The sequence below is a fragment of the Agrobacterium sp. SORGH_AS 787 genome (genome assembly GCF_030819035.1).
GTDB lineage: Bacteria > Pseudomonadota > Alphaproteobacteria > Rhizobiales > Rhizobiaceae > Agrobacterium > Agrobacterium larrymoorei_B.
Map to the genome: position 1 here is coordinate 1241698 of NZ_JAUTBG010000002.1, position 15063 is coordinate 1256760.

17 protein-coding genes are annotated in these 15063 nt (G+C 58.9%); 8 read left to right on the forward strand and 9 right to left on the reverse strand.

Annotated elements, in window-relative coordinates:
• Positions 1-12 precede the first annotated feature (12 nt).
• Entirely contained in the window at positions 13-600 is a 588-nt protein-coding gene (locus tag QE435_RS15260; protein WP_349041887.1) for an NUDIX domain-containing protein, read from the forward strand.
• Positions 601-632: 32 nt separating this feature from the next.
• On the opposite strand, the gene QE435_RS15265 is transcribed toward QE435_RS15260, so the two are convergent.
• Entirely contained in the window at positions 633-1532 is a 900-nt protein-coding gene (locus tag QE435_RS15265) for a ribokinase (protein ID WP_349041888.1), read from the reverse strand.
• Between the two features lie 115 nt (positions 1533-1647).
• Positions 1648-2844, reverse strand: a complete 1197-nt coding sequence (locus QE435_RS15270; protein WP_349041889.1) for a DNA recombination protein RmuC — start codon at positions 2842-2844, stop codon at positions 1648-1650.
• Positions 2845-2984: 140 nt separating this feature from the next.
• Here QE435_RS15270 and def point away from each other — a divergent pair, with 140 nt between their 5' ends.
• From def to truA, 3 genes are read left to right on the forward strand one after another with little or no spacing between them, the layout of a single operon-like run.
• Complete coding sequence (gene def / locus QE435_RS15275; protein WP_306930703.1) at positions 2985-3497, forward strand: peptide deformylase; 513 nt, start codon at positions 2985-2987, stop codon at positions 3495-3497.
• Between the two features lie 51 nt (positions 3498-3548).
• On the forward strand, positions 3549-4481 hold the full coding sequence (gene fmt / locus QE435_RS15280) for a methionyl-tRNA formyltransferase (protein WP_349041890.1): 933 nt from the start codon (positions 3549-3551) through the stop codon (positions 4479-4481).
• 3 nt (positions 4482-4484) lie between these two features.
• Positions 4485-5285, forward strand: a complete 801-nt coding sequence (gene truA / locus QE435_RS15285) for a tRNA pseudouridine(38-40) synthase TruA (RefSeq protein WP_349041891.1) — start codon at positions 4485-4487, stop codon at positions 5283-5285.
• 16 nt (positions 5286-5301) lie between these two features.
• Here the strand turns inward: truA and QE435_RS15290 are convergent, their stop codons facing one another.
• From QE435_RS15290 to dapD, 3 genes are read right to left on the reverse strand one after another with little or no spacing between them, the layout of a single operon-like run.
• Positions 5302-5898, reverse strand: coding sequence for a hypothetical protein (locus QE435_RS15290; RefSeq protein WP_306930709.1), 597 nt, complete (start codon positions 5896-5898; stop codon positions 5302-5304).
• Complete coding sequence (gene dapE, locus QE435_RS15295; RefSeq protein ID WP_349041892.1) at positions 5882-7078, reverse strand: succinyl-diaminopimelate desuccinylase; 1197 nt, start codon at positions 7076-7078, stop codon at positions 5882-5884. Before dapE ends, QE435_RS15290 begins: the two co-directional genes overlap by 17 nt.
• Positions 7079-7126: 48 nt before the next feature.
• Complete coding sequence (gene dapD, locus QE435_RS15300; RefSeq protein ID WP_349041893.1) at positions 7127-7981, reverse strand: 2,3,4,5-tetrahydropyridine-2,6-dicarboxylate N-succinyltransferase; 855 nt, start codon at positions 7979-7981, stop codon at positions 7127-7129.
• A 146-nt stretch (positions 7982-8127) separates the two neighbouring features.
• On the opposite strand from dapD, the gene QE435_RS15305 reads away from it, so the two are divergent.
• Positions 8128-8988: an LOG family protein gene (locus tag QE435_RS15305; protein ID WP_306930715.1), complete on the forward strand. Its 861-nt coding sequence runs from the start codon at positions 8128-8130 to the stop codon at positions 8986-8988.
• A gap of 89 nt (positions 8989-9077) precedes the next feature.
• Here the strand turns inward: QE435_RS15305 and QE435_RS15310 are convergent, their stop codons facing one another.
• A complete protein-coding gene (locus QE435_RS15310; protein ID WP_349041894.1) occupies positions 9078-10022 on the reverse strand; it encodes a nucleoside hydrolase in 945 nt (314 codons plus the stop codon).
• Positions 10023-10234: 212 nt separating this feature from the next.
• On the opposite strand from QE435_RS15310, the gene QE435_RS15315 reads away from it, so the two are divergent.
• Both QE435_RS15315 and QE435_RS15320 read left to right on the forward strand, forming a co-directional pair.
• Complete coding sequence (locus QE435_RS15315) at positions 10235-10660, forward strand: Hsp20 family protein (RefSeq protein WP_349041895.1); 426 nt, start codon at positions 10235-10237, stop codon at positions 10658-10660.
• A gap of 164 nt (positions 10661-10824) precedes the next feature.
• Entirely contained in the window at positions 10825-11082 is a 258-nt protein-coding gene (locus QE435_RS15320) for a DUF1150 family protein (RefSeq protein ID WP_062445714.1), read from the forward strand.
• 472 nt (positions 11083-11554) lie between these two features.
• Here QE435_RS15320 and QE435_RS15325 read toward each other — a convergent pair whose 3' ends face one another.
• Positions 11555-12148 carry an EF-hand domain-containing protein gene (locus QE435_RS15325; protein WP_349041896.1) on the reverse strand — a complete coding sequence of 198 codons (594 nt, stop codon included), beginning with the start codon at positions 12146-12148 and terminating at the stop codon, positions 11555-11557.
• Between the two features lie 108 nt (positions 12149-12256).
• On the reverse strand, positions 12257-12976 hold the full coding sequence (locus tag QE435_RS15330; RefSeq protein WP_349041897.1) for a pyrimidine 5'-nucleotidase: 720 nt from the start codon (positions 12974-12976) through the stop codon (positions 12257-12259).
• A gap of 103 nt (positions 12977-13079) precedes the next feature.
• Between QE435_RS15330 and QE435_RS15335 the strand changes: the two genes are divergently transcribed.
• Positions 13080-13997: a DMT family transporter gene (locus QE435_RS15335; RefSeq protein WP_349042872.1), complete on the forward strand. Its 918-nt coding sequence runs from the start codon at positions 13080-13082 to the stop codon at positions 13995-13997.
• Between the two features lie 21 nt (positions 13998-14018).
• On the opposite strand, the gene argB is transcribed toward QE435_RS15335, so the two are convergent.
• The gene (gene argB / locus QE435_RS15340) at positions 14019-14903 is read right to left on the reverse strand and encodes an acetylglutamate kinase (protein WP_306930728.1); all 885 of its coding nucleotides are present in this window, start codon (positions 14901-14903) and stop codon (positions 14019-14021) included.
• Between the last annotated feature and the right edge of the window lie 160 nt (positions 14904-15063).

Genomic DNA, 15063 nt, shown 5'->3' on the forward strand with positions numbered 1-15063 from the left:
CAGGGAAGTTTCATGAGTATCGCGCATCGCATCAAGGTCGAGGATGTCAGAGTTCTCTCGAATGACTGGTATCTTCTGAAGAAAACCACCTTCTCTTTCCTGCGGGAGGATGGCACCTGGCAGAAGCAATCGCGGGAAACCTATGATCGCGGCAATGGCGCGACGATCCTGCTTTACGACAAGGACCGCCGCACGGTGATCCTGACGAAACAATTCCGCTATCCGGCCTTCGTCAACGGCCATGACGATCTTCTCATCGAAACCCCGGCGGGCCTTTTGGACAATGCCGAACCGGAGGCGCGCATCCGTGCAGAGACCGAGGAAGAGACGGGCTTCAAGGTGCGCGATGTTCGCCAGGTCTTCGATGCCTTCATGAGCCCGGGCTCCGTCACCGAGAGGCTGCATTTCTTCGTCGGCGAATATCAGCCGACTGACAGAACCTCAGCCGGTGGCGGAAATGAAGACGAGGGCGAGGACATTGCCGTCATGGAAGTGGGGATCGATGAGGCGATGAGCATGATCGCCTCAGGCGTCATTCGCGACGGCAAGACCATCATGCTGCTGCAATACGCCGCCCTCAACCTGTTCAAGCATGCTTGATCAGATGCGAGGGCGAGCGGAGTTCCGTTGTATTAGAGCTGCGCGTCCACATCCGCCGCTACGGGGATAGACGGCTGGGCGCCCTCCCGGGTGCAGGCCAGCGAACCGGCCACAGCGGCACGGCGAAGCGCCTTCTCGAAGTCCATTCCAGCGTCGAGGCTAGCAGCGAGATAACCGCAGAACGTATCGCCTGCACCCACCGTATCGACGGGCTCGATCTTCAGGCCCATCGACTTGAAAAGCTTGCCGTTGCGAATAGCAATGACACCGTCGGCGCCAAGCGTGACGATCATCGTCTGGCCAGTCTCCGCGTGCAGCGCGGTCAATTCCTTTTCCCGAGCGGCGGAGGACAGTCCATTCTTGCCGATCAACAGCTCGAACTCGGTCTCGTTGGCGATAACGATATTGGCGAGCTTGGAAAGGCGGGCCGCATCGGCTGTCAGGGGAGCGGTGTTGATGATCGTCGTGACACGCTTGGCTTTCGCGGCCTTTAAAGAAGCCTCGATGGCATCGGCCGGAATTTCGAATTGCAGCATTAGCGTATCGCCCTCGGCCATTTCAGAGACGGCGCGCTCGGCATCCTGCAGCGATACGGTGCCGTTGGCAGCGGGAATGACTGAGATCATGTTCTCGCCGCCCTCGCCAATCAGGATCACCGCAGTGCCCGTTGGTTCCGCAACGGTCTTCACCAGAGACAGATTCGTTCGCGCATCGCGCAGCAAGGTCAGCGCGGGAGCGGCAAAGGTGTCGTCACCAATGGCGCCTGCCATCTTCACCTCGGCACCGGCGCGACGTGCGGCCAGCGCCTGATTGGCACCCTTGCCGCCGGCGGCGGTGGAAAAGCTTTTGCCGGTGACCGTCTCGCCCGGCTTCGGCAGGCGTTCGGAGGTGGCGACGAGATCCATGTTGATGGAGCCGAAAACAGTAATCATGCGAGGCTGATCCAAAAGGCAAAGACGTTGACAGTGCCGACAGTGCTACCGCATCGAGATCGAAATCGGAAATCGATTTTGCGAGGGTGGCAATGTTCGGCTGTTTCAGCGCCGCCTATTCGTCATCCACCACGCGCAGCTTGGCGGCACCCGCGCGAGCATCGGCGATACGACGCAAATGCTCGACCTCCGAATGCGGAATGTCCTTGGTGCTTGTCGAAAAATCGAGGCTCTCGATCTTGCCGCCGCGTGCCAGAACCTTTTCCGACGAGGTCAGCATCATTTCGACATCGCGCTGCGCCTGGCCGAAATGCGTCTGGAGCTTACGGGTGCGCTCATCCAGGCGCCGCACATCGTCCATCAACAGCGCCACTTCACCCTGAATCAGGTGAGCCTGCTCCCGCATCCGCTGATCCTTCAATACCGATTGAATGACCTGAACCGACAGCATCAAAAGCGATGGGGACACGATCACCACGCGGGCGCGGTGGGCACGCTGCACCAGATATTCGAAATGCTGATGAATATCGGCGAAGATCGATTCCGACGGCACAAAGATGAAAGCGGTATCCTGCGTTTCACCAGGGATCAGATACTTCTCTGCCACATCGCGAATATGAACTTCCATGTCCCGGCGGAACTGCTGGGTCGCAGCGCGCTTGGCTTCCGGTGATTCATCCGCTTTCAACGCATTCCAGGCTTCGAGAGGAAACTTCGCATCGATCACCAGCGACGGTGCATTGTTCGGCATCTTGATCGTGCAGTCCGGTCGAAAGCCGTTCGAAAGCGTCGGTTGAAGCTGGTAGGTACCGGATGGCAGCGCATCGGCAATCAGCGCTTCCATTCGTGCTTGTCCGAAGGCACCGCGCGTCTGCTTGTTGGACAGAATGGCCTGAAGCCCTATCACATCCTTGGCGAGATCCTGAATGTTGCCCTGCGCAGCGTCGATCACCGCAAGGCGTTCCTGTAGCTTGCTGAGGTTTTCATGCGTCGAGCGGGTCTGTTCCGTCAGTGTCGTTCCAAGACGCTGCGACATGCCATCCAATCGCTCGTTCAGCGTCTGGCTCATCTCATTTTGTCGCGCGGAAAAGGCTTCGGCCATCGCGGCGATGCGGCCTTGCAGCTCTGTCTGGGTCTTAAGAAGCTCGGTCAGTTCTTCCCGCGGCTGATCCGGTGCTACCGGTTTGCGCAGAAGAAAAAGGACGGCCACGAGCCCGGAAAAGGCAAGAACGACAAGCAGCGCGCCGATCGAGATGTTGACCGTTCCGACACTGAAAGCCGTCTGACCGAGAGCATTGAGATCGATGTTCATAAGGCAATCTAGCAGAGTTATTCTGATTCGTACAAAACAAGAACATGTCCGCGGCAAAAATGAGTCGGCTATCGAGTCTCGGCGTTGAATCGACCGTATTTTTTCGTTTCCTCGGCTGATCAGATGGGTTATGGGAAGCCATGACGATCAAGCCTCTTATCATTTTGCCCGATCCGCTGCTGCGCCAGCAATCCAAGCCTGTCGAGACCGTGGATTCGGAGATCCAGCGCTTGGCAGACGACATGCTGGAAACCATGTACGACGCGCCGGGCATCGGCCTTGCCGCGATCCAGGTGGGCGTTCCGCGCCGGATGCTGGTGATAGACCTCTCGCGCGACGATGAGGAAAACAAGCCGCTCGTCTTCATCAATCCGGAAATCCTCAAAGTGTCGGACGAGGTCTCGACCTATGAAGAGGGCTGCCTCTCCATCCCCGATTATTACGCCGAAGTCGAACGCCCTGCCTCGTTGACGGTGGGATATGTGGATCGCGACGGCAAGCAGCAGACGGTCGAGGCGGATGGTCTTCTCGCCACCTGCCTGCAGCATGAGATCGACCATTTGAACGGCGTGCTCTTCATCGACCACATCTCGCGGCTGAAGCGCGACATGGTCATCAAGAAATTCACCAAGCTGGCCCGCGCCAAGGTCTGATCCGGTCGGCCGAGAGGCCGCTTGGTGTGATCAGCAGGGCAGGGGGCAACAATGGCTCTTCGCATCATCTTTATGGGAACGCCGGAGTTTTCGGTTCCCACGCTGCGCGCGCTGAAAGAAGCGGGCCATGATGTCGTGGCGGTCTATACGCAGCCGCCCCGCCCAGGCGGCCGCCGTGGACTGGATCTGCAAAAATCCCCCGTGCATCAGGCCGCAGAGCTTTTGGGCATTCCGGTTCTGACCCCGCTGAATTTCAAGACGGAGGAAGATCGTCAGCAATTTGCCGAGTTCGATGCCGATGTCGCGGTGGTCGTCGCCTATGGTCTTCTACTGCCTGAGGCCATTTTGAATGGCACACGGCTTGGCTGTTACAATGGCCATGCCTCTCTTCTGCCCCGCTGGCGCGGTGCGGCCCCCATCCAGCGCGCGATCATGGCGGGCGATGCTGAAACCGGGATGATGGTGATGAAGATGGAAAAGGGGCTGGATACCGGCCCCGTCGCTTTGACCGCCCGTGTCGCCATCGATGAGAACATGACGGCTGGCGAGCTGCATGACGCCCTGATGCTGAAGGGTGCGCGCTTGATGCGTGACGCCATGGCGAAGCTCGAGAATGATGATCTGCCGCTGACGGTGCAGTCCGAAGACGGCGTTCTCTACGCCGCCAAGATCGACAAGGCGGAAACGCGGATCGATTTCTCCCGTCCATCGCGGGATGTCCACAACCACATTCGCGGCCTTTCGCCTTTTCCCGGCGCCTGGTTCGAACTGGAGATTGGCGGCAAGCCTGAACGCGTCAAGGTATTGGCAAGCGAGCGGGCGGAAGGCATGGGGGAGGCCGGTTCCGTGCTGGATGACCAACTGACGATTGCCTGCGGCAGCGGCGCCGTGCGTCTGACAAAGCTGCAAAAGGCTGGCGGCAAGCCGATGCTGGCGGCAGACTTCCTGCGCGGAACGCCCGTTCCCGTCGGAACGAGGCTGTAGCGGATGCCGCGTTTTCGCATGACCGTTGAATATGACGGTACCCCCTATGTTGGCTGGCAGAGGCAGGACAATGGCAGGTCCGTTCAGGGTGCACTCGAAGCGGCAGTCCTGTCGCTGACGGGCGAAAAGGTCGGCATTCGTGGGGCAGGCAGAACCGATTCCGGTGTGCATGCGGTCGGTCAGGTCACCCATGTGGATCTTGTGCGCGATTGGCAGCCATATAAGCTTCGCAACGCGCTGAACGCCCATCTGGCAATGGCAGGCGATGCGGTCTCGGTGCTCGACGTGGCAGCGGTGACGGAAGATTTCGACGCCCGCTTTTCCGCCATCCGCCGCCACTATCTCTATCGCATCATTTCGCGGAAATCGCGCCTGGCGCTGGAACACAAGCGGGCGTGGTGGGTCTCGAAAGACTTGGACCATGAGAGAATGCATGCGGCCGCACAGACGCTGGTGGGACGGCATGACTTCACCACCTTCCGCTCGGTGCATTGCCAGGCCAACAGTCCCGTCCGCACGCTGGACCGTCTCGATGTCACACGCACCGGCGATCTGATCGAAATCCGCGCAACGGCACAGAGCTTCCTGCACAACCAGATCCGCTCCTTTGCCGGCACGCTGAAGCTCGCGGGTGAGGGCGCCATGACGCCCGACGACGTGCGCGCTGCACTCGAAGCGCGAGACCGCAAGGCCTGCGGCCCCGTTGCGCCGCCGGAAGGGCTCTATTTCATGCAGGTGGATTACCCGGCGGTCATACAGCCGCGGCAACCGCGGACAGCGGAAGCAGAGGGCGGAGACGCCTGACCCTTCGGGCAGGCGATTACGTCGGGTATACGCCGAGAAAGCGCTGCAGCATCTCCGACAGGATCATCCCCGGCACAAGCAGGGTCATAACCAACGCCGTGACCAAGAGCGGCTGGTCGCGCACGAAAAACCGCACGATCCTCGAGAATGTGAAGACGAGCGTCAGCAGCAGCGCAAACCAGAGGATTGCGACAAGCCCGTGCAAGGCGGGCAGTAGGAGCGCAATCAGGATCAGAAGCGAATAGGCGTAGGAGAAGGGCAGTGACAACCAGTTCGCCACCACGATGATGGCTTGAAACTTGTCTCTCGCTCCAAAAGCATAAAGCAGTACGCCGATCAGGATCAGCGGCACCATCCAGCAGATCGCTTCGACGATGGCGAGACGGACGAAGAAGATCGCGCCGGTGTGCACACCTTGCGGCAGGCCGGAGAGATAGGCCTCATGCCACCAATACCAGGAGAGCGCCATGGAGGGCAGGCACCAGAGGGCCGCGTAGAACGAGCGCAGCATGCCGCGGTCGCTGATATCGAGAAGACGCAGGCCCTCCTTATTGCCGAGAAACAGCAACCACAACCCGCGCAGATAGATGGCGACTTCACTCCGTGGCGGCATGGCCGAACCAGCGTTCGATGAAGGTTTCATAGATGCGTGTCAGCGTCTCAAGGTCCGCTACCGCTACACGCTCATCGACCATGTGCATGGTCTGGCCGACGAGACCGAACTCCACCACAGGGCAATAATCCTTGATGAAGCGGGCGTCGGACGTGCCGCCGGTCGTCGAAAGCTTCGGCTCCAGTCCCGTGACCTCGGCCACTGCGCCCGAAAGCGAGGAGATCAGCGCATTGTTGCGCGTCAGGAAGACGTGGCTTGGCCGGTCGGCCCAGACGATCTCGTAATTTACGGGTGTACGATCCGGGCGAAGCGCGCCGTCGACTGCGGCCGCATCCAGACGGCGGATGATCTCCGCTCGCAGCGTCTCCGCCGTCCACGTGTCGTTGAAACGGATGTTGAAGGACGCCGTCGCCCGTGCCGGTATGACGTTGGTCGCGGCATTACCCGTATCGATCGTCGTCACTTCCAGATTGGAAGGCTGGAAATTGTCGGTTCCAGTGTCGAAAGGCGGGTCCATCAGCGCCTGTGTCAATTGCAGCATGCCGCGAATGGGATTGTCGGCAAGGTGCGGGTAGGCGGCATGGCCTTGGACGCCATGCACGGTGATGCGGCCGGACAGCGAACCGCGACGGCCAATCTTGATCATGTCGCCCAGCTGGTTCGGATTGGTCGGCTCGCCGACGACGCAGGCATCCCAGCTTTCACCCTTGGCGGCAGCCCATTCCAGAAGCTTCGAGGTGCCGTTGATCGACGGGCCTTCTTCGTCACCGGTAATGAGGAAGGAAACCGAGCCCTGCGGCTTTCCATGCTTTTCGATGTGACGGGCGATTGCTGCAACGAAGCAGGCGATCCCACCCTTCATATCGACGGCACCGCGACCATACATCTCGCCGCCGTCAATCTCCGCGGCGAAAGGCGGATGGCTCCATGCCGCCTCGTCACCCACGGGTACGACATCCGTATGACCGGCAAACATCAGATGCGGTCCATCGGTGCCAAGGCGCGCGTAAAGATTTTCAACATCCGGCGTGCCGTCTTCCATCGCCACCATCCGCTCGACAGCAAAGCCCAGCGGCGACAGCAAACTGTCGAGCAGGCTGAGCGCCCCGCCTTCCGCCGGTGTGACGGAAGGGCAGCGGATCAGTGCGGCAAGATTGGCGACGGGATCGGTGGCGTTCATGGGATTGTCTACTCTCTGCCGCTTCTACTCTTCGCCGGTCTTCTCAGGTCAGTCGCGCAGCAGTTCGTTGATGCCGGTCTTGGAGCGCGTCTTCTCGTCGACGGTCTTGACGATGACGGCGCAGTAGAGGCCGGGGCCCGGCTCGCCATTTGGGAAGGGCTTGCCAGGCATGGTGCCGGCCACGACGACGGAGTAAGGCGGTACTTCGCCGTAGAAGATTTCGCCCGTCGCGCGGTTCACGATCTTGGTGGACTTGCCGATATAGACGCCCATGCCAAGCACCGAGCCCTCGCGGATGATGCAGCCTTCAACGACTTCCGAGCGCGCGCCGATGAAGCAATTGTCCTCGATGATGGTCGGGCCCGCCTGGAGCGGCTCGAGAACGCCACCAATGCCAACGCCGCCCGAAAGGTGGACATGCTTGCCGATCTGCGCGCAGGAGCCGACGGTCGCCCATGTATCGACCATGGTGCCTTCATCGACATAGGCGCCGAGATTGACGAAAGATGGCATCAGCACGACGTTCTTCGCCACGTAGGCAGAGCGGCGGACAACGGCGTTCGGAACGGCGCGGAAGCCTGCGGCGCGAAACTGATTTTCACCCCAATTTTCGAACTTGGAGGGCACCTTGTCCCACCAGGTGGATTCGCCCGGGCCGCCGGTGACGATTTCCATATCGTTGAGGCGGAAGGAGAGCAGCACGGCTTTCTTCAGCCACTGGTTCACCTTCCAGTTGCCATTGGCCTCGCGCTCGGCCACGCGGGCCTCGCCTGCGTCGAGAAGGTTCAGCGAGGTCTCGACCGCATCGCGAATTTCACCCTTCGTAGAGGAGTTCACGCTGTCGCGGTTTTCGAACGCGGTTTCGATGATGCTTTCGAGGGTGCCGAGATCCGAGCTGCTCATGAGAATTCCTTAAACTTCGCTGACTATCGTCATTTCAGGGAAACATCCGCACCGCTGGCCGGACACGGTCAATTGCTCTAAGCGAGTGTTTCAAGTGCGTCAATGCGATTTGGACGATTTGACGCAAGCATCGGAAAGGCATGGAAATGGCGAAACTGAAAAACGGCAAGCTGCGGCGCAAAGATGGGGTTTGGGACCCGCTGAAAAGCAGTTCGGACGACAAGAACCAGGCCGAAGTTATTCCTAAGACACCGCAAAGCGCCTCGCCCTCCTACCGCCTTGCCTATACGGATACCGACTTCCTCTGCCGGGAAGAGTTGCGCCCGATCCGCCTTCAGCTCGAATTGCTGAAACCGGAGATGATCCTCTCCGAACGCGGCATCAAATCGACGGTGGTGATGTTCGGCGGTGCGCGCATCCCCGAGCCCGGTGGCGCTGCCTGGGCGGCGCGGAATGAGATGCAGAAGAAGAACCTTGAAGCAGCCTCTGTCTATTATGACGAGGCACGCAAATTCGCGCAGTTATGTGCTGTCGAAGCGGAGAAATTCGATCACCGCGAATATGTCGTCATGACGGGCGGCGGGCCGGGCGTGATGGAAGCGGGCAACAGAGGTGCGTCGGAAGCGGGCGCACCCTCCATTGGCCTCAACATCCTTCTGCCGCATGAGCAGGCGCCGAACCCCTATGTGACGCCGGAACTCAGCTTCAACTTTCACTATTTCGCTATCCGGAAGATGCACTTTCTCATGCGCGCCAAGGCCGTGGTCGTCTTCCCCGGCGGCTTTGGCACCATGGACGAGCTGTTCGAAACCGTGACGCTGATCCAGACCAAGCGCATGGCACCGATCCCACTCATCCTCTTCGGCAAGGATTTCTGGCACTCGATCATCAATTTCAAGGCCTTGGCTGATTTCGGCACGATTGCGCCGGACGATATAGACCTGTTCCACTTCGCCGAGACGGCGGAAGAAGCCTGGAAGATTGTCGCCGATTTCTACGAGCTGTAGGGGCCATTATAGTCGGCGAGATAAACGTCGCACAAAAATGCCCGGGCTCGACTTTCGTGGAGCCCGGGCATGATGATCTGGAAGAGTGATCAGAGCCGCGCGAAGCGCTCCGTCAGAAGTGCGAAGAAGCCGTCGGCATCCACATCGCGGAAAACCTTGGCATTGACAGGACGGCTGGTGACCTTCCACCAATCGACCACGGTCATGCCCATGGTCAGCTCCGAAGACGTCTCGATTTCCACATTGCAATCGCGCCCAGCAAAGAGCTCAGGCTTGATGAGATAGGCAATCACGGTCGGGTCGTGCAGCGGGCCGCCATCGGAGCCGTATTTCTCCACATCGAAGCGCTCGAAGAATTCGAGCATCTCGGCCATTGCGATTGCCGGATGCGTGCCGATGTCACGGATGCGTGCAACACGCGCCTTGGTGGTCAACAGCTTGTGCGTCACATCGAGCGGCATCATCACGAGCGGAATGCCGGAGCGGAAGACGATCTCGGCTGCATGTGGATCGACATAGATGTTGAACTCGGCCGCTGGCGTGATGTTGCCACCCTCGAAGAAGCCGCCGCCCATCAGCACCAGTTCTTTTACCCGCGGGGCGATATCCGGCGCTTTCTGAAGGGCCGTCGCGACATTGGTCAGCGCGCCGAGCGTGCAAAGCGTCACCGTGCCTTCCGGCTCGCGACGAAGCGTGTCGATGATGAAATCCACCGCATGCTGTGACTGTGCAGCAAGTGAGGGCTCCGGCAACGTCGGGCCATCGAGGCCGGTGCTGCCATGCACATGCTCGGCGGTGATCGGCGCGCGTACCAGCGGGCGCTCGCAGCCCTCATAGACCGGCACCTCAGGGCGATTGCACAGCTCGAGAATGATGCGGATGTTCCGGCTTGTCAGCTTCAGCGGCACATTGCCTGCCACGGCGCAAAGGCCAAGGATTTCGATCTCGTCGGGGCTCGCAAGAGCAAGCATGATCGCGGCTGCGTCGTCCTGCCCGGGATCGGTGTCGATAATGATTTTTCTGCGCTCGGCCATGAGAATCCTGTCTGTCTTGACTGACAGCCTTTTCAAGCTGCTTTTGCCGCCTTGTCAATGGGCCTGTCAGGCGTAGACGGTTTTCGAAACGCCGTGTTCTTGCGTTCCGGGCGCCATGTTACCATATGCGAAAGAGCTGCCGAAACGGGGCTTGGCGACGCATTTACCGCGTGCGCCATAAGATCGTCGCTTGGATACAAGGACACGGGACTATGAGCCGCATGACACCCTTCACGCACCCGCTGATGCTTGGCTTTGACGCCATGGAAAAGACGCTGGAGCGCATGGCGAAATCGAATGACGGCTATCCGCCCTATAATATCGAGCGGCTGGCGGCGGTAGGCTCAAGCCCTGAGCGGCTGCGTATCACCATTGCGGTGGCCGGATTTGCCGAAGACGATCTCGATGTTACGACCGCGGACAATCAACTTGTCATTCGCGGGCGCCAGCAGGATCAGGAGAAGTGCGATTACCTTTATCGGGGGATCGCTGCGCGCCAGTTCCAGCGTGTTTTCGTACTGGCCGATGGCATGCAGGTGCACGATGCGCGGCTGAAGAACGGTCTGCTCTCCATCGAACTCACCCGCCCGGAAATCTCCAACGTGGTGAAGAAAATTAACATTTCCGTCTCACAGTGAGAGTCTGAGCATGTAGACCGATTCCGTTCGGTCTATTGATCAAAGACCAACGCATCGGCGCAAAGATCCGAACGATCTTCGCAATGGACCGCGCGTCGACTTGAAATTCAGAGTGCCCAAATACGTCCTAAAAGGACGCAATGGCGCTCTATGGAGGCTGAAATATGCTTTTAAAAGAAGCGCATGCGCGCCTGACCAAATCCCAGTTGGCCCATCTCGGTGCGGGCGAAGTGGGCTACATTCGCAAGATGCGAGCGGAGCAAGTGATGAAGTGCTTCCCCGAGGCGCCCGAAATCGATCCCGGTCTTGATCTTTGGGCTCTCTTTGGTGCGGACGGTACACCCATCCTCTTGACCGACAACCGGTCCAGTACCTTCTTCAAGGCTGCAGAAGACGAATTGCGGACCATCAGCCTGCACTAGAGCGTTTCCTTGTTAAATAGAAACAGTTCTGTTGGTTCAAACGGGATCGACTGATTGTCCGGAGGGCGCGTGCCGTAGCCAAAGCATACGGCCAAGCCGTCCGGGCAAGCAGGTGGCCCGTTTCAACCAACCCGAAGGGCCGGGCATCTTTCCGCCATGCTCAAAGGCGATCGGCTCGACCGTACCTTTAGGTATGCCCTTCGCCAATCGCCTTTGCCCTGACGAAAACCTGCTCCGGCAGAACGTTTCTATTTAACAAGGAAACGCTCTAATTACATGGTCTACAACATCGGCCCGAAATCGGACTCGATTTTCGGAAAGCAGGATGCGTCGATTCAAAAGGGTAAAGCGCCTTTTGGCGTCCAATAGGACGCACGGCGCTTTAGATGAGCGATCGGTCCTGGAGCCTTTCGTGGAAAGTAAAAAGGCCCACCCTGAGCTAGGGCGGGCCTCAATTGGTCTTGAAGGCTCGTTAGAGCCAGGGGCGATCCGGCATGTCGTCCACGCTGATAACGCCGTCATTGTTCCGGTCTAGACTCGTGAAGATCTTTTCGCCAGCGGCCATGAACTCCGGCTTGCTGAGCTGACCGTTGCCGTCCGTATCGGCTGAGGCGAACATGCCGCCCATCTTCCCCTTACGGTCTTTGCCCTTGCGTTCTTCGCGGGCTTCACGACGCTTTTCGCGCTCGCCATCCTTCTTGTCACCTTCGGCCTTCTTCTGGTCACCCTCGGTTGCGGCTTTTTCCGGTCGCGGATTGGCTTCCCGCCAGGCTTCCATTTTCGCCTTGCGGTAATCGCGCATTTCCTTCGGCGTAATGGAGCCGTCCTTGTCGGCGTCGATCTCGGTGAAAAGAGCCTCCTGACGGGCGTTGAACTCTTCCTTGGTGATCTTGCCGTCCTTGTTGGTATCGGCAACCTTCAAGAGATGAACGAACATCGGCTCGGGGCGCATGCGTGGTCCATCCCGGTCGGCCCCACCACGAGGAGCCGCCATCGTCATGGACGCAGTGGTGCTGAGCATCAGGGCAGCGCCAAGAGCGGTGATGGCGATCTTCCGTTTTAGCATATCAAAACCTTTCCATTGATGTCCCTCGCAAGACGCTAGAGGCGACGCTTCGTTCCCACCAGTTAAACATCCGTAATGAATATGAAATATCGGTAATATATGAAGTGCCTAAGCCTGCTTGGCTTGGAGCCCTGTCAGAAATTCCGACAGATTGTCGGTGATGTAGTCAATGTGGTCATCCGTCTCAGCCGGGATTTCCCAGCGCTCCATCACGATGCCTTCGAAATTGCGAGGAACGAGAAGCACAGTCTTCATTCCCATCGACTTCGGGGCCGTAAGATTGCGTGGCAGGTCCTCGAACATTGCCGCCCGCCTGGTGTCGAGCTGTTTCAGCGCGGCAAATTTCTCGTAGGTCTGGCCCGCTGGTTTCGGCAAATAGCCCGCAGCGACAATGTCGAAAATATCTTCGAAGTGATCGAGGATACCCAGCGCACCCGCAGCGGCCTCAGCGTGCTTGACGCTGCCATTGGTCAAAATGAATTTGCGGCCAGGCAGCGCCTTGATCGCCTCTCCAAGCTCCGGATCGGGAAGCAGGGCGGAGTAATCGATCGCATGTGCCTTTTCCAGAAAGTCGTTCGGATCGATCCCGTAATGGATCATCAGCCCTTGAAGCGTCGTGCCATGCTCGTGGTAGTAGCGCTTCTGAAGAACGCGCGCTTCTTCCGGCTCCATCTGCAACAGCTCCGCCACATAGGCGGTCATGTTGCGGTCGATCTGGGAAAAGAGATTGATGTGATGCGGGTAGAGCGTGTTGTCGAGATCGAAGACCCACTCTGTGACATGGGCAAAATCGGCTGGCTCTGCGGTGTTCTTAGGCTTTGTGTTCATGCAACGCTTATGCCCGTTTCGCCACTCAAATAAAATCGAAAACGCGCCACCCGTGACGAAAACCGTCCTTGGCGGCGAACCTGCGCCAATGCTAATCGAAGGCATGGAATTGTGGATCGGGATCACCCTGGTCAGCGCCTTCTTGCAGAATCTGCGCTCGACCTTTCAAAAGCATCTGAAGAAGAGCATGGGCACCACAGGCGCCACCTTCGTGCGCTTCGGTTTCGGCATGCCCTTCGCGCTGACCTATCTCGCTATCCTGCATTTCGGGTTGGCAAGGCCGTTGCCGTCCATCAACGGAGCTTTCGTGCTGTGGTCCGCAGTTGGGTCGATGGCGCAGATCGGCGCGACCTTCCTGCTGGTGCATCTGTTTTCGTTCCGCAACTTCGCTGTCGGGACCGCTTACTCGCGCACAGAACCCGCCCAGGCAGCTCTCTTTGCCCTCGTCTTCGTCGGGGAAAGCGTCAGCGCCGGAACGCTGCTGGCCATCGCCATCTCGGTCTCCGGTGTCATGCTGATTTCGGTGGCGAGAACGGCACTCTCACCCGTCTCCATTATAACCTCCGTCTTCAGCCGAACCGCGGGGATCGGGCTTGCGTCGGGCGCACTCTTCGGCCTCTCCTCCGTCGCTTATCGTTCCGCATCGCTTTCGATAGCCGCAAACCTGCCGCAGCCAGACGCCATCATGCAGGCGAGCTTCACGCTGGTGGTGGTCATCGTGACGCAGACGGTCACGATGCTGATCTGGATCATGCTGCGGGAGCGGGAAGAATTGGGGCGCATCGCCAAGGCATGGAAACCGGCAATCGCGGTCGGTTTCGTTGGAGCCACAGCCTCATTCGGCTGGTTCACCGCCATGACGCTGCAACAGGCCGCAGTCGTCAAGGCGCTGGCACAGGTAGAGATGCTCTTTGCTTTCGCCTCGACTGTGTTTTTCTTCAAGGAAAAGATCAACAGTCTTGAACTGACCGGCTGCCTGTTGATCGTCCTTGGCGTGCTGGCACTTCTGGCCTTCGGCTAAGAGACGCCGAAGGCTTGTTCCTCAAGGCACGATCAGCGTGCCGGCACCTTCCGTAAAGATTTCCAACAACACCGAATGCGCCGTCTTGCCATTCAGGATCACGACGCCCTGAACACCCGCCTTGATTGCCTCGATGCAGGTTTCCACCTTCGGGATCATCCCACCGGAAATCGTGCCGTCCTTGATCAGCGCCCTGGCCTGGGAGACCGTCAACTCCTTGATGAGTTCCTTGTTCTTATCGAGAACGCCCTCGACATCGGTCAGGAACAGCAGGCGGGTAGCATGCAGCGCACCGGCAATCGCGCCGGCGAATGTGTCGGCATTGATGTTGTAGGTCGCGCCGTCACGACCTGGTGCAACGGGTGCAATGACCGGGATCATTTCGGACTTCGCCAAGAGATCAAGAAGCGTGCGATCGACTTCGACCACTTCACCGACGAAACCGAGATCGAGAACCCGCTCGATATTGCTGTCCGGGTCGATCACGGTCTTGCGCGCCTTTTCAGCGAAGACCATGTTGCCGTCCTTGCCGCAAAGGCCGATGGCCCACTCGCCTGTCTGGTTGATGAGGGCAACGATCTCCTTGTTGATCGAGCCTGCCAGGACCATTTCGACGATCTCGACAGTCTTGGCGTCGGTAACGCGCAGGCCGCCTTCGAACTTCGATTCGATCCCCATCTTCGTCAGCATCGCGCCGATCTGTGGGCCACCGCCATGGACGACGATGGGGTTGATGCCGGATTGCTTGAGAAGGGCGATATCTTCGGCGAAAGCTTTTCCAAGAGTGGTGTCGCCCATGGCGTGACCGCCATATTTTACGACGATTGTCTTGTTTTCATACTTCTGCATGAAGGGAAGGGCCTGAGCCAGAAGCCGGGCCTGCATTTCGCTTTCGAAACTCGCCATGAGAAAAACCTCGTCCTTGATTGCGCCGCTTGTAACGCAAGTTTTTGACGGATGAAACACGGATGGGGCAGCCGAGGAATATTAATTCGCAGAGGATGGCACATGCGCTGCCTAATCGGATTGACACGCGGGCGCATTCGGACCAGCCTTGTTCAGGGAG

Excerpts from the sequence above, each read along its gene's own strand:
- QE435_RS15310 (WP_349041894.1), bottom strand. The coding sequence starts at position 10,022 with ATGGCCGAGCGCAGAAAAATCATTATCGACACCGATCCCGGGCAGGAC.
- QE435_RS15320 (WP_062445714.1), top strand. The coding sequence starts at position 10,825 with ATGCTTTTAAAAGAAGCGCATGCGCGCCTGACCAAATCCCAGTTGGCC.
- QE435_RS15305 (WP_306930715.1), top strand. The coding sequence starts at position 8,128 with ATGGCGAAACTGAAAAACGGCAAGCTGCGGCGCAAAGATGGGGTTTGG.
- truA (WP_349041891.1), top strand. The coding sequence starts at position 4,485 with ATGCCGCGTTTTCGCATGACCGTTGAATATGACGGTACCCCCTATGTT.
- def (WP_306930703.1), top strand. The coding sequence starts at position 2,985 with ATGACGATCAAGCCTCTTATCATTTTGCCCGATCCGCTGCTGCGCCAG.
- QE435_RS15315 (WP_349041895.1), top strand. The coding sequence starts at position 10,235 with ATGAGCCGCATGACACCCTTCACGCACCCGCTGATGCTTGGCTTTGAC.
- argB (WP_306930728.1), bottom strand. The coding sequence starts at position 14,903 with ATGGCGAGTTTCGAAAGCGAAATGCAGGCCCGGCTTCTGGCTCAGGCC.
- QE435_RS15270 (WP_349041889.1), bottom strand. The coding sequence starts at position 2,844 with ATGAACATCGATCTCAATGCTCTCGGTCAGACGGCTTTCAGTGTCGGA.
- QE435_RS15260 (WP_349041887.1), top strand. The coding sequence starts at position 13 with ATGAGTATCGCGCATCGCATCAAGGTCGAGGATGTCAGAGTTCTCTCG.
- QE435_RS15265 (WP_349041888.1), bottom strand. The coding sequence starts at position 1,532 with ATGATTACTGTTTTCGGCTCCATCAACATGGATCTCGTCGCCACCTCC.
- fmt (WP_349041890.1), top strand. The coding sequence starts at position 3,549 with ATGGCTCTTCGCATCATCTTTATGGGAACGCCGGAGTTTTCGGTTCCC.
- QE435_RS15330 (WP_349041897.1), bottom strand. The coding sequence starts at position 12,976 with ATGAACACAAAGCCTAAGAACACCGCAGAGCCAGCCGATTTTGCCCAT.
- QE435_RS15290 (WP_306930709.1), bottom strand. The coding sequence starts at position 5,898 with ATGCCGCCACGGAGTGAAGTCGCCATCTATCTGCGCGGGTTGTGGTTG.
- dapD (WP_349041893.1), bottom strand. The coding sequence starts at position 7,981 with ATGAGCAGCTCGGATCTCGGCACCCTCGAAAGCATCATCGAAACCGCG.
- QE435_RS15325 (WP_349041896.1), bottom strand. The coding sequence starts at position 12,148 with ATGCTAAAACGGAAGATCGCCATCACCGCTCTTGGCGCTGCCCTGATG.
- dapE (WP_349041892.1), bottom strand. The coding sequence starts at position 7,078 with ATGAACGCCACCGATCCCGTCGCCAATCTTGCCGCACTGATCCGCTGC.
- QE435_RS15335 (WP_349042872.1), top strand. The coding sequence starts at position 13,080 with ATGGAATTGTGGATCGGGATCACCCTGGTCAGCGCCTTCTTGCAGAAT.